The organism is Solibacillus sp. FSL W7-1472 (assembly GCF_037969775.1).
Lineage (GTDB): Bacteria > Bacillota > Bacilli > Bacillales_A > Planococcaceae > Solibacillus > Solibacillus silvestris.
Genome location: NZ_CP150208.1, coordinates 611,380 through 637,865, shown reverse-complemented (window position 1 = coordinate 637,865; position 26,486 = coordinate 611,380). Strand labels below are relative to the sequence as shown.

The following is a 26,486-nucleotide window of genomic DNA, read 5'->3' as shown; positions in this document are numbered from 1 at the left end:
ATATCAACTGTAAGATAGATTCTATACTCTCAATTTTATTTTAGAACACTTTAATCAATATATTCTTTCTCAAACTTCCAAGAATCTCGGCACATTGCAACTATATCTCGCTTTGCCACCCAGCCTAACTCTTTTTTCGCTTTCGTCGAATCCGCATAACAAGACGCTATATCCCCCGGACGACGAGCGACAATCTCGTATGGCACTTGAATGGCATTCGCTTCTTCAAATGCCTTAACTAACTCTAACACGCTCGTTCCGCATCCCGTACCTAAATTGTACACGTGGACACCCGCAGTCAGCTTCTCCAAAGCCGCCACATGTCCCTCAGCTAAGTCCACAACATGAATATAATCACGCACGCCTGTCCCGTCTACCGTTGGATAATCATCTCCAAACACGCGTAACTGTGCAAATTCCCCTTTTGCTACTTTAGTCATATACGGCATCAAATTATTCGGAATGCCATTCGGTACCTCACCAATCAAACAGCTCTCATGCGCACCGACAGGATTAAAATAACGAAGTAGAGACACAGCTAAATTTGGGTTAGCTTTAACTATATCTGTTAAAATGCGTTCATTCATCGCTTTTGTTTCACCGTAAGGATTCGTCGTCGGTAATAGCGGCATCGATTCTTCAAACGGCACCAAATTATTCCCGTACACTGTTGCCGACGAACTAAATACAAAACGCTCCACACCATATTTTATACAAGCTTCTGCCACAACCATTGTGCTGAGCAAATTGTTCTTATAATATATTAACGGTTTCTCTACTGACTCTCCAACAGCCTTTAAGCCCGCAAAATGAACCACTCCATCGATATCGTGTTTTACAAAAATAGCTTCCACAGCAACTGCATCGGTCACATCCAATTCATAAAACAAAACTGTTTGTCCTGTTATTTGTTCGATATAGGAAACAACCTCCCGCTTACTATTGCTCAAATTATCAACAATAATGACCGAATGCCCAGCTTCCAATAAAGCCACACACGTATGTGAACCAATAAAGCCTGTCCCACCTGTTACTAAAATTCGCATCTTCCATCCCTCATTTATATTCGCTCACTCTGATTAATAATTATATAAACCGTCATTTACAATAACTTTTCATAAATTTCCACATATTCCTTTAATACATTTTCTAATAGAAAAGGCTGCACCAGCTCTTGTGCTTGCTCGCCCATCATTTCTCTTAATTCTTTCGATTCTACCAATTTTCCAAATGCATTCACAAGTTCTTCTTCATCCCCGTGATTTACCACATAACCATTTTTTCCATCAGCGATTAAATCACGTAAACCTCGCGTGTTCGTTACAATACATGGCAATCCTTCCACCATTGCTTCCATAATACTTTTTGGTAACCCTTCACGATGAGATAATAAGGTGACTATGTCTGAAATTTGAAGTAAAGAAGGCACATCTCCGCGATGACCCAAAAAATGGATATCATTTAATTTTTCTATTTCAACAAATTCTTTCAGATGCTGTTCTAATTCACCTGTACCAATAATGCATAAAGCTGCTTGTGGATAACGCTCTTTCAGTTTAGACCAATTACGAAGCAAAAAATGGTGATTTTTATTTAAGTTTAATTCTGCAACAAATGCAATCATCATTTGTTCTTCTGTCAATCCAATTTCTTGTTTTAAATTTGCCTTTTCTTCTTCACTTAATCGCACATTATTAAATTCAACACCTACACCATGCACATACGAAATTTTATCAGTCGGTAGTATTTTTTGAGCATTGACATAATCTTCTTTATTAATAGTAATGAGATGATTTGTCCACTTTGCAGCGATTTTTTCCGCTGTATAATAAATAAGCCAATTTTGCTTTGGGGCACCCTTAAAAAAATGAAATCCATGCGCTGTATACACAATCTTGCCATGCTTTGCCACCTGATACGCCTTTCTTGTCAATAACGCCGCCATAGGCGTGTGTACATGAACCAACTCAAAAGTCATTTCACTAAATAGCTTTTTCAATTGTTTATACGCAGTGATATTATCCTTACTTAACGGACTTCTACTAAAGTCAATATCGATACATTTCACATTCATTGCCTCAAGCTTTTCTCGCATTTTCATATCTTTACCAGCACCTGCATATACTTCATAGCCAATACGTTGAAAATATTGTATGTATGGAATATGAAATGCAGTCAAGTGCCGATAGACAGAAGCAACAAATAATACCTTTTTTTTCATAAGACACCTTTTTCTTATTCTGTTAAGAACGTATCATGTACAACATCCGCATGAGATACGTCCAATTTTAATTATTTCTCCCCCATAACTCTTTCACCTTTTCAAAATCAGCTATTTCATACCTTCGCTTAATTCCCAACTATCTTAACTGAATCTTTTAGAAGAGCAACAATCACTTTAATATTCCAACGTTATTTAAATTAATAATAGTTACGCCTTCTTAATTTAAATATCTTTCACATACGTCCCATAAGTATTAGAATATATATATATACTGTTTCAATTTTGCTTTGTCTATAAAATTTTCTCTCTTTCAATACGTTAAGCCGTTCATTAAATTTAGACCTATTGAATAAAAATCCGTTTATTTTGGTTAAATTTTCTTTTGATATTTCATTAGCATAGATTCTTTTCAATTCCTCACACTGTATCTGGAAAGTATGATTTTTCTTATTACCTAAAAATCTCTTACCTCTTTTTATAAATAGTTTAAAAGGATTTAAATTCACTCCCACGGTATTATTCTGATGTTGACGATACAAAATATAACTATCGTTATCAAATATTACCTTCCCCTTTAGTAAAGCAACTAAATATACCCACCAATCATGCATAATAATATTCTCTTTATTAACTGTTTCTTTAAGAATTTCTTTTCTTAAAGAATTATTGAGAACAATAGTACATCCGGTTGCTATATTCTCAACAAGTGCATTTCCAATAGATAATTTTCTTTTTAAAGAATTAGAATATCTTATAAAATTTAAATTTTCATCTACTAACTTTGTTTTTGAGCAATATAAAAGTGGTAATAATGAATCTTCCTGATTATTTAACATGTCTACTGCTCTTGTTAATTTTTCCTTCTCCCAAAAATCATCTTGATCGCAAAAAGCATAATAGTCAGCATTTCCATCTGACTTTTCTAAAAGCTCAAAAAAACTTTTAATAACACCAATATTCTCTCCAAATTCGATTTCGATATTCTTATACTTAGAATAAGAGTTTAATATTTCTTTGGTTTTATCCGATGAACCGTCATCTCGAATAAATATTTTAAAATTTATATTTATTTGATTTATTAATGATTCCATTTGTTGCTCTAAGTACTTCTCTCCATTATATGTAGATAATAATATTTGAACCGTCTTCAATTTACTCGCCCCATCTTTTCATAAAAAATATACGACCTTGCAATTATTAACCATAAAAAAAATACAGGTGAAATTAATAAAGGGTTTGTACCAGCGCATAAATATAGCATTAATAATCCTATGCCAATATTTTTGGCTGTACTATCCTTAGATATATTTAATAACTCAAAAGATATTTTAAATATATAAAAAGTAAATATAAAGAAATAAATCAATCCAAATTGTCTAATTAAATTAAAATGACTTACTTCGACATTTACTACATAAGAATTAGAACCAACACTAAAAAATTCACTACCTATACCAGTACCAAAAAACAGAAATATTACATTTTCGGTAATTTCACCGAATATCGATTGCACATGTCCTACTTTTACATTAGTTGAGGGATCTGTAATCGAAAGTTTGTCTATTATAACATTAAATATATTATTACTTATTAATATATATAAAAATGGCAGAAATAATAAAATTAATGTTAAGTTCCATAAATTGAATTTAATCTTATAAAAAATATTTACTATTAAAATGCCTATAATTAAAAATAAAATTATTCCCGTAGAAAGAGTTAAACAACTTGCAATCATTCCTAAATAAAAGTCAAATGTTCTATTTTTATAAGTAATTAAACAAAATGGAATTAATAACATAGACCAAATAAAATATACATTTGGAATAAAAAATCCCAATGTACTTCCTAGAGGATTTGCTCCAATATACCCTAAATTCAATGATTCAGCTATTCCATTTATTTGCGAAATTAAAGGATGTCCTCCAACTAAAAAGGCCACATAAAGTAAAATAAATGTTGCAATCACAGTAAGAAACAACACACGCCCTATACTGTATAATACTTTCAAGAGACTTGCTTTATTTCCTAAAAATAATATTGAAGGCAACAATCCCAAAATAGTAAATGCTGAAACTTGACTTATTACTGAGCCTATTTGTTCATTAAAGATTATAATAGAATAAGCTATTAATAGTAATGGACACACAATAAAAATAACAAATTCCAAAAGTAAATTTTTAGGAAGTGATTTTTTGTAAAATAACGCTAAATACACTGTTAAAATTAAAACAAGGAGAAAAGATATATTTTTGATACCTATCCCTCCACCTATATCTAGAAGAAAAATTAATATCAAAAAACCCCATACTTTACTATATGTATTTAATTTTAATGACTCAGAAATCATATTTTCACATCCTGTTCTTCAACTTCCCCCACCATTCACGATTCGTCAAATACCACTCAATCGTCTCAACAATCCCTGTATCAAACGTATACTGTGGTTTCCAATCTAACTGTGTTTCTATCTTTGTTGGATCAATTGCATATCGCCGGTCATGCCCCAAACGATCATCTACATATTCAATTAGATCTTTCGAAACATTTAAATAATTAACAATCAAATGGACGATTTCATTATTTGTACGTTCATTATGACCACCTACATTGTACACTTCACCCAATTCTCCTTTATGAATTACTAAGTCAATCGCAGCACAGTGATCTTTTACATGTAACCAATCACGCACATTTTTCCCATCCCCATAAATCGGTAGCTTTTTGCCTTCAAGTGCATTCGTTACCATTAATGGAATCAATTTTTCCGGAAAATGATATGGCCCGTAGTTATTTGAACAACGTGTAATATTGACATTCATACCGAATGTTTCTGCATAAGCAAGTACTAACATATCTGCACCAGCCTTACTAGCTGAATACGGACTATTTGGTGCTAATGGTGTTGTCTCTGTAAAATAACCTGTTTCACCTAAGCTGCCATATACTTCGTCTGTTGATACTTGTACATATTTTTCGATATTATTCTCTTTCGCTACATCCAATAAGTTTTGTGTACCTAACACATTCGTTTTAACAAATACACCCGGATCTGTAATACTGCGGTCTACGTGCGATTCGGCTGCAAAGTTTACTATGACATTGATTTTATATGTTTTCACTAAGTGATTTACGAGCTCATAGTTACCAATATCACCACATACAAATGTATAACGTTCATTATTTTCTACCTCTTTTAAATTATCTAGATTACCAGCATAAGTTAATAAATCTAAATTAACAATCTGATAATCTTTATACTGCTCTAGCATATAGTGTACGAAGTTACTGCCGATGAAGCCAGCACCACCTGTAATTAAAATTTTTTTAGTCATGTAATTGTAGCTCCTTTAAATATCGAGATAATGCATCCTGCCATGTTGGTAATGTTGTAAAAGCTATAGCTAATTTTGATTTATCCATTTTTGAATTCGATGGTCGTTTAGCTTTGGTCGGATACTCTGCTGTTGAAATTGATTTAACATCAGTCGCTTTTCCTGCTTCTATATATATAGCTTTTGCAAATTGTGCCCAGCTGCAAAAGCCTTCATTTGAAGCGTGATAAATACCATACTTTTCTGTCTGTATCATATCAAGTAGCAATTTAGCTATGTCGACCGTATATGTCGGTGAGCCAAACTGATCTCCTACTACTGACACTGTTTCATAGCTTTCTGCTAAACGTAGCATTGTCTTCACGAAATTATGCCCATTCTTCCCAAAAACCCATGAAATACGCAAAATAAAATACTTTTCAAGCAGTAGCTGTACTACTTGTTCACCTTGTAATTTCGTTTCACCGTAATAACCAATCGGATTAGTTTTATCTGTTTCCTTGAAAGGCTGATTACCTTGTCCATTAAATACATAATCTGTACTAATATAAACGAACTTTGCATGATGCTTAGCTGCTGCTTCAGCTAAATATTTCGTTCCATTGACATTAACATTGTAGCAAGCATCACGGTCTTCCTCTGCTTTATCCACAGCTGTATATGCTGCACAATGAATAATTACGTCTGGCTTTAACGACATTATATAATTCTTAACTGCTTGCTCATCTGTAATATCTAGTTGCATAGAAGAGGTACCGACGATATCGATACCTCTTTTTTTACTTTCTTCTAAAACGTCGTAGCCTAACTGCCCACTAATGCCAGTTACAAAGATTTTCATTTTGCCTCACCGTATACGAAATGGTTATCCATTTCAGCAAATGAAACAGCCTTTTCGTCCTTTGTAGATAGTAAGGGTGGCGTCGAAATTTGCCAATCAATAGCTAATGTTTCATCGTTCCATTTTACACTACGGTCGCAGTCAGCTGCGTAATATTCGTCGACTTTATATTGTACTTCGCAATTTTCTAACAGCGTATAAAAACCATGTAAAAAGCCTTTTGGCACCAGTAACTGTTTTTTATTTTCAGCAGTCAATTTAAACGCTTCCCATTTGCCATAAGTAGGCGAGCCTTTTCGAACATCGACAATTACATCTAAAATCGCCCCTCTTGTACAACGCACTAGCTTTGTTTGGGCTTTTGGCTCTAACTGATAATGCAAGCCGCGTAATGTGCCCTTTGTTTCAGATAATGAGTGATTATCCTGTACAAATTCGATATCTATTCCAATTTTTATAAATGACTCTTTATTGTATGACTCCATAAAGAAGCCCCGATGGTCTCCAAAAACAGTTGCTTCGATAATGTAAGCATCCTGTAACGTTGTTTCGACTTTTTTCATTACATTCGCTCCTATAATTTGTAAATTGGCTGGTTGCCATTTGCCAGTCTCATTAGATATTGACCATACTGATTTTTCTTCAATGGCTCTGCTAATTCTAATAATTGCTCTTTTGTAATATAACCCTTTACATAAGCAATTTCCTCTAAGCATGCAATTTTTAGGCTTTGTCGTTTTTCTACTGTTTCTATAAATTGTGATGCCTCTAATAATGATTCATGTGTACCTGAGTCAAACCAAGAAAAACCACGACCTAAAATTTCTACATGTAACTTGCCTTGCTCCAAGTAGACTTTATTTACATCTGTAATTTCAAGTTCGCCTCGCTCAGAAGGCTGAATGTTTTTGGCGATTTTAACGACACGGTTATCATAAAAGTATAAGCCTGTTACAGCATAGTTAGATTTTGGCTGTGCTGGCTTTTCTTCAATTGAATTCGCAACACCATTTTCATCGAACTCTACTACACCAAAACGTTCTGGATCATTGACATAATACCCAAATATAGTTGCCCCTTCTTCTAGCGAAACAGCATTTTGTAACAGCTTAGTTAAACCATGACCATAAAATAAATTATCGCCTAAAATTAAGGCAACCGAGTCATTGCCAATAAATTGTTCACCGATAATAAAGGCTTGTGCTAAACCATCTGGAGAAGGTTGTACAGCAAATTCTAACCTAATGCCTAAATTTGACCCATCTCCTAGTAACTGCTCATAACGTGGTAAATCCTCTGGTGTTGAAATAATTAAAATCTCTTTAATTCCAGCTAACATTAATACTGACAGCGGATAATAAATCATCGGCTTATCGTAAACTGGTAATAGTTGTTTTGATACTACTTTTGTTAAGGGATATAGGCGCGTTCCACTACCGCCTGCTAGGATAATACCTTTCATAAATATAAACAGCTCCTTAAAATCTAATATCTATTAGTTTTATTTTTATTAAAGCTAATAAAAGGCTCAAATATAAAAGCCCCGCTAAAATTGTGGTCCCTACTATTATTAGAATATTTATAGTTAAACTTTCCTCCATATTTATAGTAATAAAATCTAAAATTAAGAATATCAAAGCGCTACAGCAACCCACCAAAATAAGTTCCTTTATATTCCATTTCCATTTAATACGTTTAATGGAGTAAACGTATACTAGTAAGCAATATAACCCAAAGGCAATCAAATTCCCATAAGCTGCACCAAGATAAGAGTACTTTTCAATTAAAAAGACATTTAATAATAAACTTGTCAAACAGCTAACTAAAGCAAAACTAAACATCACTTTCGTCTTATTTATAATTTCCATTCCCTTGTGTCCAACCATCGCCAAGTTCCATAAAAATATCCCTACCATAACTATTGTGATTAAGTCACTTGCGACTACATATTCTTCACCTAAAAATAAGTATGCAATTTCTTGACGAAACTTATCAACAAATATAATAATTGGTAGTCCTACAATAAAAAAAATCGTTGTAAATTTACTAATCAATTGCTCTATTTTTTGCTTATGTTCCGTTAGATTTACCGCAACCTTCATCAATAATGGATGTATAACAATTGTTAACGGCCCGAATACTAAACCAAAAGCTGCTGAAATAATAGAATAATTTCCTGCATATAGCCCTACCGCTTTACTACCATGAAAATACTCTATTAAAAATCGATCCGCAACATTCATGATTGATACTGCCAAAAACCATCCTAGCATCGGTAATCCATATTTCAACATTATTTTTAAAAATTGTTCCGTTGAAATATTCTTACTTTTTTTTACCTGCATATAGTTTTTAAGTTTCGGTAGTATAAATAGTAAATAACTAAAAACAATTACAATAAGGACACTTATTAAATTAATAGTAGTAAGAGTTAATACTACAATACCTACTACACGTAGTATACTAGAAGAAAAAATACGCATAGCATATCTTTTTGATTGTAAATCCGATTGTAAAATAACTTGCTCAATTGTAAAGATGGATTGAACCAATATTATTAATACACCTAAAATATACAAAGTTACATCCATAAACAAAGTGTTATAAATTATTAACAGCAACAATAAAATTATACTAGCAATAATAAATTTATTTATAATAGATTCTATATGCAAATTGAATTCTTTTTTCCGATTGTCCTCATTATACTTTGGTCTATAGAATAAAATAGATTGTATTAACCATTGTGTAAACACGGTTACAAAGAAGCCAATTAAAGTTGTGATTAATATATATTCTCCATAAACTTCAATTGTGAAGCTCCTGGTTAAAACCATTATTATAATTAAATTTATAACAGCAGGTGCAATTTGTGCAGGGAAATAATGAAACATTTGTTTAACGAAAAGATTAGAGTTCATTATTTCACACCACTAATTTTAAATTTATTATTTGCCTTATCAATTAATAATTGTCTCATTTGCTCAACAGACTCATTTTGAATTTGTCTTAAAAAATCATACAACTCAGACTGGGGCAACGTAATCGCCTTCCCAACATGAATTTTAGGGTAAATATTCTCCTTCTGAATTTCTTCAGGGTTTAAAAGTTCTTCATACATTTTTTCACCAGGACGGATACCCGAAAACTCAATCTGAATCTCATCTTCCGTAAAACCGGAAAGTCGAATAACATTCTTCGCTAAATCCACAATTTTTACTGGCTCACCCATATCTAAAACAAAAACTTCGCCACCTTCGGCTAATGCACCGGCTTGCAAAACTAGTCGGCTTGCTTCCGGGATTGTCATGAAGTAACGAGTCATTTCTGGATGTGTCACCGTAACTGGGCCACCTGCTGCAATTTGGGCCTTGAAACGTGGTACCACTGAGCCACGCGAGCCGAGTACATTACCAAATCTTACAGCTGCAAAGTTCGTTGCACTACGTGAAGATAAATCTTGAACAATCATTTCCGCAATACGTTTTGTGGCTCCCATTACATTCGGAGGATTTACGGCTTTATCTGTAGATATCATAACAAAACGTTTCACCCCAAATTTGTGAGCTGCTTCTGCTACATTTTTCGTACCAAAAATATTATTTTTTACCGCTTCACGTGGATTATATTCCATCAGTGGAACATGTTTGTGGGCCGCCGCATGATAAATAACATCCGGCTTATACTGTTTAACTAATTCAAAAATACGTTCCCGATCTTGAATATCTGCAATAATGGGAATGATAACTGAATCATTTTCCATTTTTTCTTGAAGTTCCATACTAATGTTGTAAATAGAATTCTCACCATGTCCTAACAGAAGTAGTTTTTTTGGTTGAAACTTCATCACCTGCCGACAAATTTCAGACCCAATCGAGCCACCTGCACCCGTTACTAAAATAACTTTGTCAGTTAACTTTTCCGAAATTGCTATCATATTCAATTTCACTTCTTCACGACCAAGTAAATCATTAATATCTACATCTCTCAGTTCATTAACAGAAACTTTACCAGTCATGACATCTTCGATTTTCGGCATAATTTTAATTTTTACATTTGCTGTAGCACATTTATCATAAATCGTTTTTATTCCTGCTTTTGACAGTGATGGGATAGCAATAATAATTTCATCAATTTGTTTGTTTTCTACTATTTTCACAATGTCGGCTATTGTTCCCCACACAGGCAGTCCCATTATATTTAAATACTTTTTATTGACATCATCATCGACAAAGCCAACTGCTTGAATATCTTTTTCACTTGTATTTTGAAGATTTTTTGCCAGCATCGAGCCACCTTGTCCTGCTCCAACAATTAATACTCGTTTAATATTATGAGGATTTTTGAAAGACTCCTTGTCATTTAGTAACCTAAGTAAAAATCTCGACCCACCAATCATAATGATATGAAGCATCCATGTTACAGCCATTACGCGGAAATAAATATCATTATTTATAGCTTGCTGTAATATACTTGCTGCCCCTACAGATATCGTAACCGCATAAGCAATTGTTAATAATTCACGAACTGAGGCTACGCTCCATACTCTCGTATATAGCTTATAAAAATAAGCTGCTATATGATGACTTATTAATAAAGTAATTGCACTCAGTACAATTACTTTATTAGAATAAACATTTAATGTAGGGTGTAGCAGCCAATAACTCATAAAAATCGCAGAGAGAACAATGCATGAGTCCACTATGAAAAATATAATATATCTTATTTTATAACTCATTTTTTGTTACCTCTTTCGTTTTACTTTGTAGTGGTTACTTTCCAGTAAGAACGGAAAAACACTAAGCCCATACCAATCATTAACCCTAGTACTAATCCAATTGCTAAGTTTAACAGTTTATTTGGAGATGTTGGGTCCTCAGCTAAAGTTGGATCAATAATCACTCGAATAAATGGATCTGCTTTAAAACTATTTAACCCTGTTTTCACAGATTGATATTTGGCTAATACAGAATGATACTCTTCTGATTTTATATCAATTTGTGCTTTTAATTGTAATAATTCATTTTGTATAGCTCCAGTGACATTGGATAATGCATTTGATTGTTCAGTTGATAAATTTAATACAAATTGAGAAGAAGAAATTGTTTGTAAAATTAGTACTTCTGGTAATTTATTTTTCGTTATTACTGTATTGTAGCTTGACATTAATTGTTCGATTTCAGTAGATAAACTGTCCGATTCTTTTAAATAAGTTTGCTCTAATTGATTTAACGTTTCTTTCATTGACGAGCTTACTTCACTTTTTGTTTTATCCATTACTAGTTCAAGATACTTCTGTGCATCTTCAGGGGTGTTTGCTATATATTTCATTTCTACTAAATCCGTATCCGACTGGTTTGATACTGATAAATTTTCTTTTGAAAAATCCTCTATACCGTTTGCTTTGAAATATTTTTTATTTTGCTCTACATTTTGCATTCGTTGCATGTAAATTGTTGGAGTAAATTCAGTTGCCACATAATTCGACATAATTCCTGCATCTTGCACACCACTTGAAATCTGGACAACGGCCTTTGATTCATATTGTTCTTCTATTACAAACCAACTAAGAATCCCAGTAAAGAGCAAGGCAATTATTATACAAATCGCAATAATCCATTTACCCTTTAATAATATATTAATTATTTCTCGTAATTCAATTGTTTCTTCCATTTGCTGTATTCTCCTTATTATCTGTATGTGCTAGTGCTATCAATATCCCAATAAAAATAAAAGCATATGCTGAAGTAGCTGGTAAAGAATCATTAAACACAGATTGTGAGAAATAGGCTAAAGCTGTAATTGCTATTATGAAATTTGTCCATCTTTTTCTAAATAAAGATTCAAACGTTTTTAGCCCCACTGTTACAAATAAAACAATAAGTGCAACTAAACCAATAATACCAAAACCATATAGTATCCCTATAAACTCATTATGCGGTTTATCCGTAATAATATTTTCGTCCCACATCCCTGCCCGTGAATCAATACTATAATGTGGAAAGTTATATACCAAAGAATCGCTACCATATCCTAATAGAGGTCGCTTCTTCACTAAATCGAGCGTTTTCTCCCAAATATACACACGACCCGAACCAGCTGCTGTTGCTCTTTCAGGTAATACTGGTAAATCAAAAGCATTTTCACTTGCATATGCGACATTACTTGATTTATTGAACGCTGTGAATTTATCTAAATATGGATTCTTATCTGTAAAAAAACCAAATGATTCATTCCACACACGGATATCTTTTTCAGCCAACACATGAAACACTGGAGCTGATATTACTAAAAACATCGCTAAAGCCGCAATTGCTTGACCTTTTTTTTCTGTAAATAAAATGGCAATCAAAATTACAATTAATAATAATGCCACCGTCAAAAAACCACTGGTAGAAATCGACATAAACATAACAGCTATTGAGGCACTCGCCATAATTGCACCTGCCATATTTTCATACCATTTTTTTGCTGTAATCGCCCACGCTAAATACATCACCGTCATCATTGCAAACATACCACTCATATAGTTCCATTGGTTAAGAGTACCTAGTAATTGAGAACCTTCCGAGATATTTGCACCTTCCGGTAACATAATAGAAACTATATTTTGAATCCAACTATTCTGTAATAAATCTTTTCCATTAAAATTTCTTGTAATGATGTACAAATTTATAAATACAAACGGCATCATCGCATACATTATGTATTTCACAACATTTTTTGGGTAGTCAATATTCATCGCAATAAACATTAATGCTACATAGCATAGCCAACTGATTGCACCATCAGATCTATTATATTGACCATTTAAGGCAATTGAAATATTTGGTGACATAATAGTAGAAACTACTATTACAAATACAAAAATACCTAGGACATAATTCAAATACGTTTTACGAATTATTCCATCCATTAACAAAACTTTGACTAAAATTAATATACCAGTAATAGTAGTAATTATTAAAACTATCAAAGCTTTATAATACGTAAACAAATCTCCCTTAGTACCTGATGAAAGTATATCTATATTAGATATTAACGGACTAATTATCTCTTCAGTATTTCCCATAACAACTAATGGCATAAAACCTATTAAAAATAAAAACAATCGAAAAATCCATTTATCTATATTTACACGCGACTGTGCATTTTCTTTTTCGTCACTATACTTTTTGGATTTATGAAGTTCTTCATAAAATGAAGTCATTGTATGTTACCTTCCTTATTATAAATTATCAATTAGAGTTAACAATTCCGTAACCCGATCTTGATAGGCTGGATACAATTCTGGTGTCCAACCTGCTTCTCTGCATTTTTCTAGTACAACTAACGCATGATTATACCTCTCAGCATTAAACAAAGCTTCTCCAAACTGAATCATAAAAATAGGATCTTCAACTTTATGAGGATTTAAATCTAAAGTTTTTTGAAGTAAAATTGCGGATTGCTCATACTCTTCTAAATTCGCTGTTATTACACCGCCTAAATAATTCACAACCTCTGAATTTGGTTGACGTAATAATAATTCATTGATTACTTTACCAGCTGCTTCAAAATTCCCTTCATTGTAGAGTTGGCTTGCTTGTTGAGATAACATATCATCGTGATTGAATTCTGCATCTTGTTTAGACGCTAAGATTTTTGAAGTAATAATACCGATAATTATAAAAATCACTATACCAATTAAGATATATTTTCTATTTGATTCAGTCATCTGCATCGTTCACAATCCTTTGTCGATTTTTTTGAAATTAACACCTCTCAGTATACAACAAATTAATGTTAATTTCCTTACATTTCCTTAGAAAATTAAACTTAAATTGTTTTTAATAACTATTTTTAACAAAAAAAGCATACTCTCCAATGAGAGTATGCTTCAATTTTAAAATACATTATCGAACGATAGTGAAAGTACCATTACCATTATATTCAAATGTATTTACAGTTGTTTTGTATTGAACAGTAAATTGGCTGTTATCAACTAAGCCTGGAACAAAACGTACGTATAATACTTTAGCATTCGTTGGATCAGTTGAAACTAATGCATTAGTACCGCCAGATGCAGGAACTACAGAAATGCTTGAAGCTGTTACATTTTCAGTGAATGTAAATGTTACAACGTCTGCCGTTGCAGAACGAGCTGTTGAAACTGAATAATCTGGAGTACTTGAACCAGATAGGAAATCAATAGTTTTTGTAATTGAAGCTAAGCCAGATAATCCATTTTGAGTTGGAGTAGCAGTTACTCGAACTTGTGATGTATCACCAACGATCGTTACAGGTGTGTTAGTAGATGTTTGACCTGCTGAAACTGTTGCTGTTACAGTAGTAGACTCATAGGCTTTCAATTCATTACCATTTACTGTGATTGCTTTTGTACCAGCTTTAATAGTAAATACTACTGGCGTTGCTGCACCATATGAGCGAGGTTTACCATTTTGATCCGATAATTGGTAATCGAATGTAGCTGGTGTTCCAGCGCTAAATGTTGTCGCAGGTTTATTTTGATTATTTTTAATAATCAATTCAGATTTATAGTTGCTTGACTTAATGTTTTGGAAGTAAACAACCTCTGCTTCTTTCTGAATTTGATTATCATCTAATGATTTACCGATGAATACAATCGGTGTTGCATATTCGTTAGTATTACCAGTTACAGTAAATGTTACTTTACCATCTTTATCCGTAGTGAAAGTATGAATACCGGCACCATCAGCTGAAGATAACTCAGCTTCATCATCATAAACTTTAACATTGTTAGGCTCTAATGTACCTAATTTTTTCGAGAATGCTAATTTCACATCTGTATTAGCTAATACTTTACCATCTTTTGTTTTTAAAGTAACTGTGTAATCGCGGCCACCAATTTCTGGTTCACCATTAAAATTAGCAGCAAATTGTGAGCCTACAGCTTCTACAGATAAGTCAAATAAAGCCTCAGCAGCAAATTCAACTTTTGAACCTTTTGCTTGTAAAGCATCTTCACTATAACGTGCATCACCTTGATAGATGATTGGCGTTACTGCAGCATTTTTACCTGTAAGCACAAGGTTAGCTTTACCATTTTCATCCAATCGAATAATACCTGATGCCCAACCAGAATTCGCATCAGAAGTTGTGAAGTCATATCCGAACGTTGCATTTGCAGAATCTCCAGTAGAAGAAATACCACGGAAGCTAACTCCACGTACCGCTTTGTTAGGTGCAACGTTTAAGTTTTCTTCAAATGTTACGAATACAGTACTATTCTTTTTACCTGTAATTTGGTAAACTTTTTCATCATCATTAGCTAATTTCGTACCTTCAGTCACATCTGAAATTGCTAATGCTTGACCCCAATGTACTGCTCCAGCTGAACGTACAGCAGTTTTAGCGCTAGCGTATGCTACTACAGTATCTGTAAATGAAGTGTTTTTATTATTATAACGAGTGTAAGTGTAAGTTGCTACACCATCAGCATCTGTTAAAACTTCATCTTTGATTTGAGATTGCAATAATTCATCTGCACCTGGGTTAATAGCAAATGTTACAGGAATATTAGCTACTGATTCACCTGCTGCTGCAGTTACTTTAACTGTTAAAGTAACGTTTTCACCGAATTTACCTTGAGTTGATTTTTCTACTAAATCAACAGAAGTTGGCACTACATCAGAAGCTTCATTTGATGGAGCTTTACCGAAGTCAGTATTTGCTGTTTTGTATAAGAAAGTAGCAAATTGACCACGAGTAGTGTTTCCTTTTGGATTGAAGTTGGATACTGCTGGGTTTGTAATATCAAAGAAGTCTAATACAGCGATTGCAGAGCGAGCTTCAGCTTTTGCTTGGTTAGTATCCTTAACATCACCAGTGAAATCTTGACCAGCTACGAATTCTTCTAAGCTAAGGTCTTTTAAAGTGTTAACCATACGTACTAAAGTTAATGCCATGTTTTCACGAGTGATTAAATCACCAGGTAATAAGTTACCGTGAGAACCAACGAAAACGCCAGCTTCTTTAACTACTGAAGCATATTTTAATAACTCTTCGTTAGAAGTTGTTTTTAGATCAGCGAATGCTGGGCTAGTTTTCCAAGTAGAAGCTGGTGCATAACCTTCTGCTTCTAAGTATTTACCTAATAATTTAACTACATCAGAACGAGTTAATTCTTTGTTAGGCTTGAAAGTGCCATCTGGGTAACCGTTAATTACGCCAGCATCAACTAATGCGTTGATCGCCTCTTCGTGTGTGTTACCTGAGATGTCAGATAGTGATGCAGCAGATGCAACTGGTACGATTGCAGATGCTACTAATGTAGCTGTCGCAGCTGTTGCTACGAATTTTTTGTATTTCTTTGGTTGGTTAGCCATTGAAAAATTTCCTCCTCATAAGTGAAAATAATAATTTTAGTTACCCACACAAAATATGTGCAGAAAAACTAACTACACATAAATTCTAGTAGTATACATTTACTATGTCAATCTTTTTTTGCCAATAAAACCAAAAATATACTATTTTATTAGACTACAAGATATGAATCCGTAAATATATTCAGATAACTTCAAATTTCTTTAATTATGACATACATATACTCATAAAGACAACATTTTCTTCACCAATAAATTCCATATATTATTTGAATATAGTTATAATTGGTGGTAATTATTGGCTTATATTTCAAAAATAAAAGGACGAATTGGATATATAATGCAGTTATACCAAGGATTTAACTGGAATTTATACATTACAATTATTACTAGTATATTACTTTTGTAATATAGTTATTATTTATATGACCATATTTTTTCCTACCTGGTTAGTGTATGAATGGTACGAATTAATAGAACCAGTTCGCTAAAATTCGACAAAAAGACAAAAAGAAAAAGGCTTTAGCATCTAAATGCTAAAGCCTTTTTCTCGGGCTACCAACCGAGTTTTTCCTTGCAGGGAAAAGTTAAAATTTAATATATATCGTAGAGGAAATCTCACTACTGAATTTAGTGTATCATTAACATTACAAATAAACAATCAAATATTACAAAGATTACACTATTTTTTTTCGATTACTTGTTGTTCTTCGATCCGCGTGCTACTTCCAATAAAAATAAAGGCAAAGCAATTTGGCGTTTAATCCGGTGTGGTTCCTTCATTAAACGGTAAAACCATTCCATCCCCACTTTTTGGAAAGCCTCTGGTGCTCTTTTCACATTGCCTGCCAATACGTCAAACGACCCACCAACACCTTGATAGATTGTTGGATGAAGCTGATCCCGATTTGCATTAATCCAGTTTTCCTGTTTTGGAGAACCCATTGCTACAAAAAGTAAATCTGGCTTCGCTTCATTAATTTTATCAATAACTTTTTGATTATCCTTTTCATAGCCGTCCTGTGTACCGGCAATTTTAATAGATGGATAGAGCTCTTGTAATTTCTTCGCCGCCTGATCTGCAATTCCCGGTTTTCCGCCATAAAGGAAAATAGGCTTTTTACGTTGCGCTGCTTCTTCACATAGACGGAGCATCATATCGACACCTGTTACACGTGATGTAATTTGGCCTTTTTGAATTTTTGAAGCTAAAATAACCCCGATGCCATCCGGAATTTGAAACTCCGCGTTATTAAGAAGTGTCTTTAATGCCGGGTCTTCTTTTGCTTTAATAATCTTTTCTGGGTTAATGGCAACGATTAACGATTTTTGCTGCTTTTCGATTTGATCAAATACTTTTGGAAGCAGTTCATCATAGCTTTCAGTATTTACTTGAATGCCGAGTACGGTTTCTTTCATATATAGTCTTCCCTTCTTTATAATTCATCTATAAAAAACAGTAGGCAGTACGTGTTAGACGCACTGCCGAGTTTACAATATTAGTTCTTCGCATCTCCAAGTAAGTGGAACTGGAAGCCTGCTTTTTCCCATGCTTCGCGGTTTAGGCAGTTTTTTGTATCGAATACGATTTTGCTCTTCGCGTTCAATGTTGACGGATCTAGCTCTTTAAACTCTTTGTGATCTGTCAGGAACACTAAAATATCAGCTTGCTCCAACGCTTCCTGCATGCTTTGTGTTTGTGTTTTATGTTTGTTTTGCTTAATGTGCGGGTCATGTGAAACAACAGTTAAGCCTAGTTTCTCCAACTCATCAATTACGATTGTCGATGGGCTTTCACGCATATCATCTACATTTCCTTTAAATGCTAAACCTAATGCAGCAACTGTTGCGCCTGCAATACCGTTTTTATTTAAAATCGCCTGTGTTTTTTGTGCTGTGAAGCTTGGCATCGAGTCATTCGTGTTACGTGATAAATGAATGATTTGGGCTTGTTCCCCGCCTAGCTCAACTAAGAACCAAGGATCTACTGCGATACAGTGTCCGCCTACACCTGGTCCCGGGAAATGGACGTTTACACGTGGGTGATAGTTCGCAAATTTAATTGCTTCCCAAATGTTCACATCTAATTTCTCCGCCATTTTTGCTAATTCATTCGCAAATGCAATGTTCACATCACGGTACGTGTTTTCCATTACTTTTACTAATTCTGCAGTCGTAGCGTCTGTTAAATGAATCGTGCCTTTAACAAATGTTTCGTACAGTTCTTTCGTAAGCTCTGCTGATTTTTGTGAAATCCCGCCAACAATACGGTCATTGTTTACAAGCTCCTCAAAAATACGGCCCGGAATAACGCGCTCTGGAGAATGGGCTACAAATAGTTCTGTCCCGATTTCCAGACCAGATTTCACTAACTCAGGCAGCATCACATTTTCCACTGTTTTTGGTGGTACTGTTGATTCTAAAATAACTAAATCGCCTTTTTTCACGAAAGGTACGATTGAAGCTGTTGCTTGACGAACATATTCTAAATTCGCTGTATTGTCCGGATTAATCGGTGATGGTACCGCGACAATATACACATCTGAAGCGACTGGTGTAGTTGATGCCGTTAAAAAGCCTTCATCCACCGCTTTGTTCAGGCGCTCCTGTAAGCCGTTCTCTTCAATATGTAGTTGTTTATCCTGAATACTTTTAACAGCTGCCGGGTTCACATCAACACCATGTACCTTTACGCCGTGATTTGCGAACATTACCGCCGTTGGTAAACCGATGTATCCTAAGCCAACGACACAGATTGATTTTGTCATGATCGTTTCTCCTTCACTTTCAAAAAAGCTATATCTCATTGTTTGATTGTTGTATAATTTGTTTCACGCATTTTGCCTGCATTCGTTACCAATAAATTGAATAACTTCATTTAATACAGTTTCAAAATATTCCGTTCATTTATAGGACGAAATGATTGTTCAAATGGTTGCCTGTAAATGCTTGAAAATTAGTCCTGCATTACAGTATACAACTTTCTGCTCGCTGTGTGAAATAGTTTTTATTATTCAAGCTGTTTAATGAACGCTTTCCTATTATTTTGCCTTTGAAAGGGATAGTTATACTAATTGAAAAGAACCATCGGTAATATACATACAAAAACCCCATTAGCTAATATTAGCTAACAGGGTTTAGTTTATTTGGGCAATCACGATGCATAGCCTCCAGTTAATCGTTCCTTTTCCGCAATTAAATTGTGGAATAATACTTCGTCACGAGATTCGAGTGCTTCATCGATTAAACGGGATAAGTTACTTTCTTCCAATACCCGCACAATCCCTTCAACTTCTTCGTCAAATTCAGGTGACGTTTCATTTTTTAACGGTGTTACATTATTTGAGACATTTTCAATAATCGGCATTAAATATTCGTGTACGTTAGATACGAGTAAAAGTTGATACAGCGGGAGACGTACGAAACGATTGCCGCGCTGGAATACAAACACTTCCGATAAATTTTCGACTTGCATTGAGTTTAAATCAATAATCATTTCTTTCCCTTCAATCGGAATGAAATGAAAAACTTCCTCGTCTTTTGTAATGGAAAAGTATTGATAAGCAAAGACTAAGCGTAATTTCGTGCCCGTCATTTTTGTATAGAATGGCTTCATAAATTGAACTTGAATCATGGGAATTCCTCCTTCACTTATTTTCGTTGGGATTTATCCGAGTCATAAGACCTAATTTCATTTATCATATGGATGCATTCATTTAAGTGTGCTTGAAACTCAATCATTTTCTCTGTTGCTTATAGTTTCCCCATACTTTCTACATTTCAAACCTTCAAAAAAGGGCTATTCGCTTAAAAAATTTATTCAATGTCTCTTCACATTACCGATTTGTCGTGATTCGTATTATAATGGAAGGAACGACTTTTTTTCTTCCTTCACCTTGAATGAAGTTAAAATTTCCAATGCAATTAATTAGTAGGGAGGGGAAACCCGTTTTGAGTTTATCTTTTTCCGAGATTGCCCATGCACATAAAGATTTTATTCAACATACATTACAATCCTTTGAAGAACAGCTTCTCCCTTCAGCAAATGAAGATGCAGAATTGGTGACACGCGCCATGTTCTCTGTCCGTAATCAGGCAATTAAGCCACCGCACTATTCAAGATTCAGCCAAATACTGGTATGCCAAGTTCAGGACGTCAATACAGCGGAAGTGACGATTAATTTTCCGGAACAAACGATCAGCTGCAGCTGTCCTAAAAAAGATCTATGCCGCCACCAGCTTGCAATTATTTTAAAGCTGTCGCAATATTTTATTTCACTGCAGCAATGGCTTTCTATTTGGCGTTCTAAAAGATCTGTTCCGCTCCAGTCATTGGCGTCTGAGCGCAGTCCTGAAAACTGGCAGATGATGGCTGACGAAGTGCTCAATTATGCAATTAAAGGTCCGCAACCATTGGAGCCGTATACATTATCAGGTTTAATCGAAAATATTCGTACTAAGCTGCAGCGCCACCGCCCTTATGAGCAGGAATGGCAGGAGCTGTTTAACTTGTTTATGGATATCGCCGTTTCGAAACATTTTCTGTTACATGCAGTCAAAACGAAAGCAGATCTGAGTCACCATTATGTTCAGTTCTTTTTGGAAAATACGTTAAGCCGAATTCAGCGGTCGATTGATACATTAAGTAAAACAACACGGCTGTTTGCAACCGAGCCATTTTTTGATGCCATTCAGAAAAATGTCCACGAGATTCTTTTTATCGAAAAAGGAGCAACAGCATTCCGGCTATCATTGTATTTGCAGTTTTGGACAAAGCTATTTAATGAACAAAAACGCTTAAAAAATGAACTGGCTCTTTTAGAACAAAGCGATGATAGCAATACAGATATCGAATTAAATGTAGTAAAATCCATTTTTTATATTTTATTAAGTTCGCCGTCACAACTGGAACAAGCAGTTGAAACAATGAGCGAGAATAATGTGGAAGGGTTTATCGACATAGCCCAATATGCATTACAGAAAGACTATGTTGATGAGGCGACCGTTATTTTAAAAAAGGCACTTCCTTTTTTACAAACGTTTGTGCAGGACAATTTATTGCCAATACGTCGCCAGAAATTTACGCGTAAGCTCGATCACCTATACAGTCAAGTTCAACTGAGTGATAGTGAGGAGCTCGCATTGTACTCTTCGTTCGGCCGTTATGGTATTGAGTCGTTTTCAAACTATTTACTGCGTCACAATCGTTTGGACGAGTGGGTTGCACTTCATCAGCTCTATCCTTCATCGATTCCTTATTTAGATCAATGCGGTTTAAAGGATGTTGTCGCACAGTCACCGGAAACTGCACTCCCTCTTTACCATTTTTATGCGATGGAAGAAATTCAGCAGAAATCGCGGCAAAATTATAAGCAGGCAGTCCGCATTTGGCGTGCGATGAAATCAGCTTCTAAAAAAGCCGGAAAGCTCGACTATTTTACAGCATATATTGAAGCCGTGCAGCTGCAGTACAAACGTTTGCGTGCACTGCAAGAAGAGATAAATAAAAGCAATTTACTCATTTAGATTATGTATTTTGCTAATAGGAGGTGACATTGCGTTTATTGCGCAACGATACAATGCAATATTTATTTAATACGAAGCTACCCTTTCTACAAGTCTTTCGCATAAAGCTTTCAGAGCTGCGTCCCGGTTACTTCCGCGCTACTGCGTACAATAAAAATGATTTAATTTTACCGACAGCCAATTGGATTCCTTCTCTCTTTTTTAAATTTGAGCAAAGTTTTTACGGGCTGCACACTTCATTGGAAGAGCGTGATTTAATCATATCGGCATCTCATTTGCTGGACGTTCTGTCACCAGCATACCGTCACCCGTTCTTGGATTTTGCTGCATACGATGATGAAACCGTTAATCACTTTCAAGCAATCCAGACGACATTGCCGCTCTGGAATGACCCAAAGCTTTGGCAGCAGGCAACTGTAACAGAAGAAGGCTTTACATTTTCCAATGACCTATTACAACATGCAGTTGAACAAAAACTGATGGATGCCGGACTTTCTAAAGAAGATACGCTTGCACTCATTCCATTTTTCCAAAATGGCGGCTGGCCGATGCAAACTTCTCATGTATTTGAAGGTGTAAAGGTGGCACTGCGTTTAAGTGAGCCAGAAGAAAATGAGGAAAACTGGCTGTTGGAAACGGTGCTAATTAGTCCAAATGCCGCAAAACATTGGACACCTGCTTCGTCAAAACTGAAACTGCCGATATTGGAAGCACTACCGAAAAAGTGGAGTGCAATTGCTAATGACATTGAAGAGCTGCAAAATCAAATAGTTGATTTAATTCAATTAAATGCTGAAAGTGCTCAGTTTATTCATACACAATTCAATGATCAGGAAGTACGTGAATTTTTACGTCTCGAACTTACTAAATTACAGGCTTTAGGCTTTGATGTGATTTTACCGGCTTGGCTTAAGGAACTCCGTCAATCGAAAATGCGTGTACGTGTCAGTGCCAATAACCAATCGGCCCGCAGTGTAGCAGGGCTAGACGATATTTTGACATTCAAATGGCAGTTCTCGATGAATGGCGAAGAAATTTCCGCAGAAGCCTTCCAGAAACTCGTTGCTGAAAAACGTGAATTTGTCCGTATTGGTACGGAATGGTTCCGTATTGATGCAGAATGGCTCAATGAAATGCGTGAACTGATGGATCAGGCAAAAGAAGAAAATTGGACAGTACGCGATTTACTGTTCCGTGAGTTGCCTGAAACATTAACTGCACCTATTGAAGATGATACGGAAGATGATGCTGAGCGTGATGACCCGTTATTTGCATTTGAGATGCAGCAATCACTGCAGGATTATATTGATCAACTGCAAAATAAAAAAGGTCTGCCAAAAGTAGCTGTACCAGCCAAGCTTCATGCCGAGCTGCGTCCATACCAGCAGGAAGGCTTCGAATGGCTTGTTTTCATGCGTGACCAAAAATTCGGTGCCTGTCTGGCAGATGATATGGGACTTGGTAAAACCGTTCAGCTTATTACGTATATGCTCCATACCGTTTCCGTTCTGCAAATTGATAAACCGACATTGATTGTGTGCCCGACATCTGTTGTCGGCAACTGGCAAAAAGAGCTTACTCGTTTCGCTCCTGACTTGGAAGTATATACACATTACGGACCACGACGTTTAAAAGGTGATGACCTGACGAGCTATATCGCAACACAGCGTCCGCATGTCATCCTTTCCACATATGGTACGGTCACTCAAGATGCAGATGACTTACAGCTTATAGACTGGGCAACGGTCGCTTTGGATGAGGCACAAAATATAAAAAATATGCAAACATTGCAATCCCGTGCAATTCGTAAATTAAAAGGCGAGCATCATATTGCATTAACAGGGACACCTGTTGAAAACCGTCTTTCTGAGCTGTGGGCGATTTTTGATTTTATTCATAAAGGCTATTTAGGAAGCTTCACAAGATTTACAGAAAACTTTATTACACCAATTGAACGGGAAGAGTCGGAATCCCATAAACGTGTTTTACGTATGAAAATCCGTCCGTTCCTTCTGCGCCGTTCAAAACGTGATCCCGAGCTTCAGCTGAATTTGCCTGACAAGCAGGAATCCCTTGAATTTTGTGCACTTACCCCTGAGCAGGCAGCACATTATGAAGGCTATATTCAAGATACTTTAGCGACACTTGAAGAGCTCACTGGCTTCGAGAAAAAGGGACGTATTTTAAAAATGCTTAATAAATTAAAACAGCTGTGCAACCACCCTGCCCTGTTTTTAAAAGAACCTTTTGAAGATGCCAATACGATGGTTTCTCGTTCTGTAAAGCTCAAACGCATTATTGAGATGACGAAGGAAATTATCGATAATGGTGAACAATGCTTAATCTTTACACAGTACATCGGAATGGGTAATTTAATTCAGCATTGTTTAACAGAGCTTTATAATGTTGAAGTTCCGTTTTTAACAGGTAGTATGCCGAAAAATCAGCGCGACAATTTAGTCGATCAGTTCCAGGCTGGCGAGTTCCCAGTGTTTTTACTGTCGCTTAAAGCTGGTGGAACAGGTCTTAACTTAACCGCTGCAACACATGTACTCCATGCGGATCGCTGGTGGAATCCGGCAGTCGAAAATCAGGCGACAGACCGGGCATACCGTATCGGACAAACACAATTTGTGCAGGTGCACAAGTTTGTGACAATTGGAACGATTGAAGAAAAAATCGATAAAATGATTGCAATGAAATCAGCACTGTCCGAAGAATTAATTCAATCAAGTAAATGGTTGACTGAACTGGATGATTCAGAACTGATGGATTTACTCGTTTTGGATACAGGCAATATAAAATAATTAGAAAAGAGTCTACTTTTACGCCATGAAGTAGACTCTTTTTATGCTTACTTCACTACTTTATTCAGTTGGTATAGGATTGTGAGAAAGAATGGTTACTACTGCGCGGTCAAACAGCAGATTTGGGTGCTTCACCTCCTGAGAAATATTATTTTATCGGAGAGGAAAAAGATTACGGCTGGTGTACGAGTTTGGTTTCTTGTTCTGGAAGCACGAAATCTTCGGGAATCGGGGACGGTGTTTGGAGTTTTTCTGCTTCACCAGGGGCTTTTAATGAATAAAACTGTACATCTTCTGTTTGCACTTCCATCGTGTATACTTTCTGATTTTCACGATTGACATATGATCTTGATTGCAAGCGTCCTTTAATCCCGATGAGTGAGCCTTTCCCGCAGTATTTTGCCATTAACTCAGCGGTCCTCCCCCATGCCACACATTGCACAAAGTCCGCATCTACCTTTCCTTCACTATTTTTGAAAGGACGGTTAGCAGCAATGATAAAGTATGCCCGAACCCTTCCTTCAGATAAGTGCCTGAGCTCCATATCTTTCGTCGTTCGCCCTACAAGCCCAACATGATTCATTCATTGACCTCCTTTCTTTCGGAAATTAACTAAAGCATAGCCGAACCCTGCTATTTCTGGCAAAGCGTGAATTTGAATTTTCAGGCTGAAATATTGTTTCAAAATTACTTTTTCGCCTATATGGTATTTCATTCGAGTTAATGAGAATGCTGTTGTAAATAGACTTGTAGGTGAAATTACAAATTGCTGAAATTGGCAGTTTCACATTTTTTGTATGTTATACTTTTACATAAGAAAACTGAGGAGGGATTTATAAGTGAAAACCTTTAAAATGCTTGCTTTTGATTTATTAGTAAATGATGAAATAAAAGAAATTCCTTTAACAGACGGCATTATTATTAATCAGGAAAATAGCCATAAAATGTGGATTTTAGAATTGTTTACAGCAGATACATATTACGATTTTTTTCAAAACTTTGTTACATCCGGTGAAGTACTGGATGCACGTGCCATCATTTCGCTGCCGGACAATGAACCGGCCCCATTTGCATGTGTCGTACATTCGATTACAAAAGTGGGCGATAAAATATCGGTGCTCATAAAAGGCCGTTTGAAAGCTCAGCGTAAGAAATATGCCGAACTATTATTGGCAGAGCTCCTTGAAGAAGGGTTACGGAATGATGAACTGCTTGATGCATTTGATCAGGGGATGCGCAATCGCCCTTCATTGAAGAAAAATGGTGAATAGGGCGGAAAGTGTAGTTTTGGGATGTAGGTTGATTTAAAAAGAGTAATTTGGTTCAGCATTCTTTGTAAATTCATCTTTTTGAAGGTATTTGTCAAGCCTCACCATGCATCGTATATTCAAGGTGGAGGTGAAGTTT

Annotated in this window: 21 protein-coding genes; 3 read left to right on the top strand and 18 right to left on the bottom strand. The window is 35.4% G+C overall.

Annotation, left to right across the window (positions count from 1 at the left end):
• Positions 1 to 50: 50 nt before the first annotated feature.
• The 17 genes from galE to MKY07_RS03075 all read right to left on the bottom strand — a co-directional run bounded on the left by galE (position 51) and on the right by MKY07_RS03075 (position 20,380).
• A complete protein-coding gene (galE, locus tag MKY07_RS03155; protein ID WP_339263783.1) occupies positions 51 to 1,046 on the bottom strand; it encodes a UDP-glucose 4-epimerase GalE in 996 nt (331 codons plus the stop codon).
• Between the two features lie 56 nt (positions 1,047 to 1,102).
• Entirely contained in the window at positions 1,103 to 2,221 is a 1,119-nt protein-coding gene (locus MKY07_RS03150) for a glycosyltransferase family 4 protein (RefSeq protein WP_339263782.1), read from the bottom strand.
• Positions 2,222 to 2,457: 236 nt separating this feature from the next.
• A complete protein-coding gene (locus MKY07_RS03145; protein ID WP_339263781.1) occupies positions 2,458 to 3,375 on the bottom strand; it encodes a glycosyltransferase family 2 protein in 918 nt (305 codons plus the stop codon).
• Entirely contained in the window at positions 3,372 to 4,574 is a 1,203-nt protein-coding gene (locus MKY07_RS03140; protein WP_339263780.1) for a hypothetical protein, read from the bottom strand. Before MKY07_RS03140 ends, MKY07_RS03145 begins: the two co-directional genes overlap by 4 nt.
• 4 nt (positions 4,575 to 4,578) lie before the next feature.
• Entirely contained in the window at positions 4,579 to 5,559 is a 981-nt protein-coding gene (gene rfbB, locus MKY07_RS03135; protein WP_339263779.1) for a dTDP-glucose 4,6-dehydratase, read from the bottom strand.
• Positions 5,552 to 6,400: a dTDP-4-dehydrorhamnose reductase gene (gene rfbD / locus MKY07_RS03130; protein WP_339263778.1), complete on the bottom strand. Its 849-nt coding sequence runs from the start codon at positions 6,398 to 6,400 to the stop codon at positions 5,552 to 5,554. Before rfbD ends, rfbB begins: the two co-directional genes overlap by 8 nt.
• A complete protein-coding gene (gene rfbC, locus MKY07_RS03125; RefSeq protein ID WP_339263777.1) occupies positions 6,397 to 6,963 on the bottom strand; it encodes a dTDP-4-dehydrorhamnose 3,5-epimerase in 567 nt (188 codons plus the stop codon). The genes rfbD and rfbC overlap by 4 nt, the downstream gene beginning before the upstream one ends.
• Positions 6,964 to 6,974: 11 nt before the next feature.
• Positions 6,975 to 7,862, bottom strand: a complete 888-nt coding sequence (rfbA, locus tag MKY07_RS03120) for a glucose-1-phosphate thymidylyltransferase RfbA (RefSeq protein ID WP_339263775.1) — start codon at positions 7,860 to 7,862, stop codon at positions 6,975 to 6,977.
• Positions 7,863 to 7,878: 16 nt separating this feature from the next.
• Complete coding sequence (locus MKY07_RS03115; protein ID WP_339263774.1) at positions 7,879 to 9,321, bottom strand: polysaccharide biosynthesis C-terminal domain-containing protein; 1,443 nt, start codon at positions 9,319 to 9,321, stop codon at positions 7,879 to 7,881.
• On the bottom strand, positions 9,321 to 11,138 hold the full coding sequence (locus MKY07_RS03110) for a nucleoside-diphosphate sugar epimerase/dehydratase (RefSeq protein WP_339263773.1): 1,818 nt from the start codon (positions 11,136 to 11,138) through the stop codon (positions 9,321 to 9,323). Before MKY07_RS03110 ends, MKY07_RS03115 begins: the two co-directional genes overlap by 1 nt.
• 20 nt (positions 11,139 to 11,158) lie before the next feature.
• The gene (locus MKY07_RS03105) at positions 11,159 to 12,073 is read right to left on the bottom strand and encodes a Wzz/FepE/Etk N-terminal domain-containing protein (RefSeq protein ID WP_339263771.1); all 915 of its coding nucleotides are present in this window, start codon (positions 12,071 to 12,073) and stop codon (positions 11,159 to 11,161) included.
• Complete coding sequence (locus tag MKY07_RS03100) at positions 12,057 to 13,610, bottom strand: O-antigen ligase family protein (protein ID WP_339263770.1); 1,554 nt, start codon at positions 13,608 to 13,610, stop codon at positions 12,057 to 12,059. Before MKY07_RS03100 ends, MKY07_RS03105 begins: the two co-directional genes overlap by 17 nt.
• Positions 13,611 to 13,628: 18 nt before the next feature.
• Entirely contained in the window at positions 13,629 to 14,123 is a 495-nt protein-coding gene (locus tag MKY07_RS03095) for a hypothetical protein (protein WP_339263769.1), read from the bottom strand.
• Between the two features lie 172 nt (positions 14,124 to 14,295).
• The gene (locus tag MKY07_RS03090) at positions 14,296 to 16,749 is read right to left on the bottom strand and encodes an S-layer homology domain-containing protein (RefSeq protein WP_339263768.1); all 2,454 of its coding nucleotides are present in this window, start codon (positions 16,747 to 16,749) and stop codon (positions 14,296 to 14,298) included.
• A 693-nt stretch (positions 16,750 to 17,442) separates the two neighbouring features.
• Entirely contained in the window at positions 17,443 to 18,165 is a 723-nt protein-coding gene (locus tag MKY07_RS03085; protein ID WP_339263766.1) for a WecB/TagA/CpsF family glycosyltransferase, read from the bottom strand.
• A gap of 80 nt (positions 18,166 to 18,245) precedes the next feature.
• Positions 18,246 to 19,514 (bottom strand): nucleotide sugar dehydrogenase, encoded by a 1,269-nt coding sequence (locus MKY07_RS03080; protein ID WP_014824716.1) that lies wholly within the window; start codon positions 19,512 to 19,514, stop codon positions 18,246 to 18,248.
• A 386-nt stretch (positions 19,515 to 19,900) separates the two neighbouring features.
• Positions 19,901 to 20,380, bottom strand: a complete 480-nt coding sequence (locus tag MKY07_RS03075) for an IDEAL domain-containing protein (protein WP_008404409.1) — start codon at positions 20,378 to 20,380, stop codon at positions 19,901 to 19,903.
• Between the two features lie 317 nt (positions 20,381 to 20,697).
• On the opposite strand from MKY07_RS03075, the gene MKY07_RS03070 reads away from it, so the two are divergent.
• Entirely contained in the window at positions 20,698 to 22,272 is a 1,575-nt protein-coding gene (locus MKY07_RS03070; protein ID WP_339263763.1) for an SWIM zinc finger family protein, read from the top strand.
• Between the two features lie 29 nt (positions 22,273 to 22,301).
• Positions 22,302 to 25,079, top strand: a complete 2,778-nt coding sequence (locus MKY07_RS03065; RefSeq protein WP_339263761.1) for a DEAD/DEAH box helicase — start codon at positions 22,302 to 22,304, stop codon at positions 25,077 to 25,079.
• A 172-nt stretch (positions 25,080 to 25,251) separates the two neighbouring features.
• On the opposite strand, the gene ssb is transcribed toward MKY07_RS03065, so the two are convergent.
• Positions 25,252 to 25,662, bottom strand: coding sequence for a single-stranded DNA-binding protein (ssb, locus tag MKY07_RS03060; RefSeq protein ID WP_065216603.1), 411 nt, complete (start codon positions 25,660 to 25,662; stop codon positions 25,252 to 25,254).
• Between the two features lie 256 nt (positions 25,663 to 25,918).
• On the opposite strand from ssb, the gene MKY07_RS03055 reads away from it, so the two are divergent.
• Positions 25,919 to 26,350, top strand: coding sequence for a YwpF family protein (locus MKY07_RS03055; RefSeq protein WP_339263760.1), 432 nt, complete (start codon positions 25,919 to 25,921; stop codon positions 26,348 to 26,350).
• The last annotated feature ends 136 nt before the right edge of the window (positions 26,351 to 26,486 follow it).

Excerpts from the sequence above, each read along its gene's own strand:
- galE (WP_339263783.1), bottom strand. The coding sequence starts at position 1,046 with ATGCGAATTTTAGTAACAGGTGGGACAGGCTTTATTGGTTCACATACG.
- rfbD (WP_339263778.1), bottom strand. The coding sequence starts at position 6,400 with ATGAAAATCTTTGTAACTGGCATTAGTGGGCAGTTAGGCTACGACGTT.
- MKY07_RS03105 (WP_339263771.1), bottom strand. The coding sequence starts at position 12,073 with ATGGAAGAAACAATTGAATTACGAGAAATAATTAATATATTATTAAAG.
- MKY07_RS03090 (WP_339263768.1), bottom strand. The coding sequence starts at position 16,749 with ATGGCTAACCAACCAAAGAAATACAAAAAATTCGTAGCAACAGCTGCG.
- MKY07_RS03085 (WP_339263766.1), bottom strand. The coding sequence starts at position 18,165 with ATGAAAGAAACCGTACTCGGCATTCAAGTAAATACTGAAAGCTATGAT.
- rfbB (WP_339263779.1), bottom strand. The coding sequence starts at position 5,559 with ATGACTAAAAAAATTTTAATTACAGGTGGTGCTGGCTTCATCGGCAGT.
- MKY07_RS03080 (WP_014824716.1), bottom strand. The coding sequence starts at position 19,514 with ATGACAAAATCAATCTGTGTCGTTGGCTTAGGATACATCGGTTTACCA.
- MKY07_RS03095 (WP_339263769.1), bottom strand. The coding sequence starts at position 14,123 with ATGCAGATGACTGAATCAAATAGAAAATATATCTTAATTGGTATAGTG.
- MKY07_RS03115 (WP_339263774.1), bottom strand. The coding sequence starts at position 9,321 with ATGAACTCTAATCTTTTCGTTAAACAAATGTTTCATTATTTCCCTGCA.
- ssb (WP_065216603.1), bottom strand. The coding sequence starts at position 25,662 with ATGAATCATGTTGGGCTTGTAGGGCGAACGACGAAAGATATGGAGCTC.
- rfbA (WP_339263775.1), bottom strand. The coding sequence starts at position 7,862 with ATGAAAGGTATTATCCTAGCAGGCGGTAGTGGAACGCGCCTATATCCC.
- MKY07_RS03110 (WP_339263773.1), bottom strand. The coding sequence starts at position 11,138 with ATGAGTTATAAAATAAGATATATTATATTTTTCATAGTGGACTCATGC.
- rfbC (WP_339263777.1), bottom strand. The coding sequence starts at position 6,963 with ATGAAAAAAGTCGAAACAACGTTACAGGATGCTTACATTATCGAAGCA.
- MKY07_RS03150 (WP_339263782.1), bottom strand. The coding sequence starts at position 2,221 with ATGAAAAAAAAGGTATTATTTGTTGCTTCTGTCTATCGGCACTTGACT.
- MKY07_RS03140 (WP_339263780.1), bottom strand. The coding sequence starts at position 4,574 with ATGATTTCTGAGTCATTAAAATTAAATACATATAGTAAAGTATGGGGT.
- MKY07_RS03100 (WP_339263770.1), bottom strand. The coding sequence starts at position 13,610 with ATGACTTCATTTTATGAAGAACTTCATAAATCCAAAAAGTATAGTGAC.
- MKY07_RS03075 (WP_008404409.1), bottom strand. The coding sequence starts at position 20,380 with ATGATTCAAGTTCAATTTATGAAGCCATTCTATACAAAAATGACGGGC.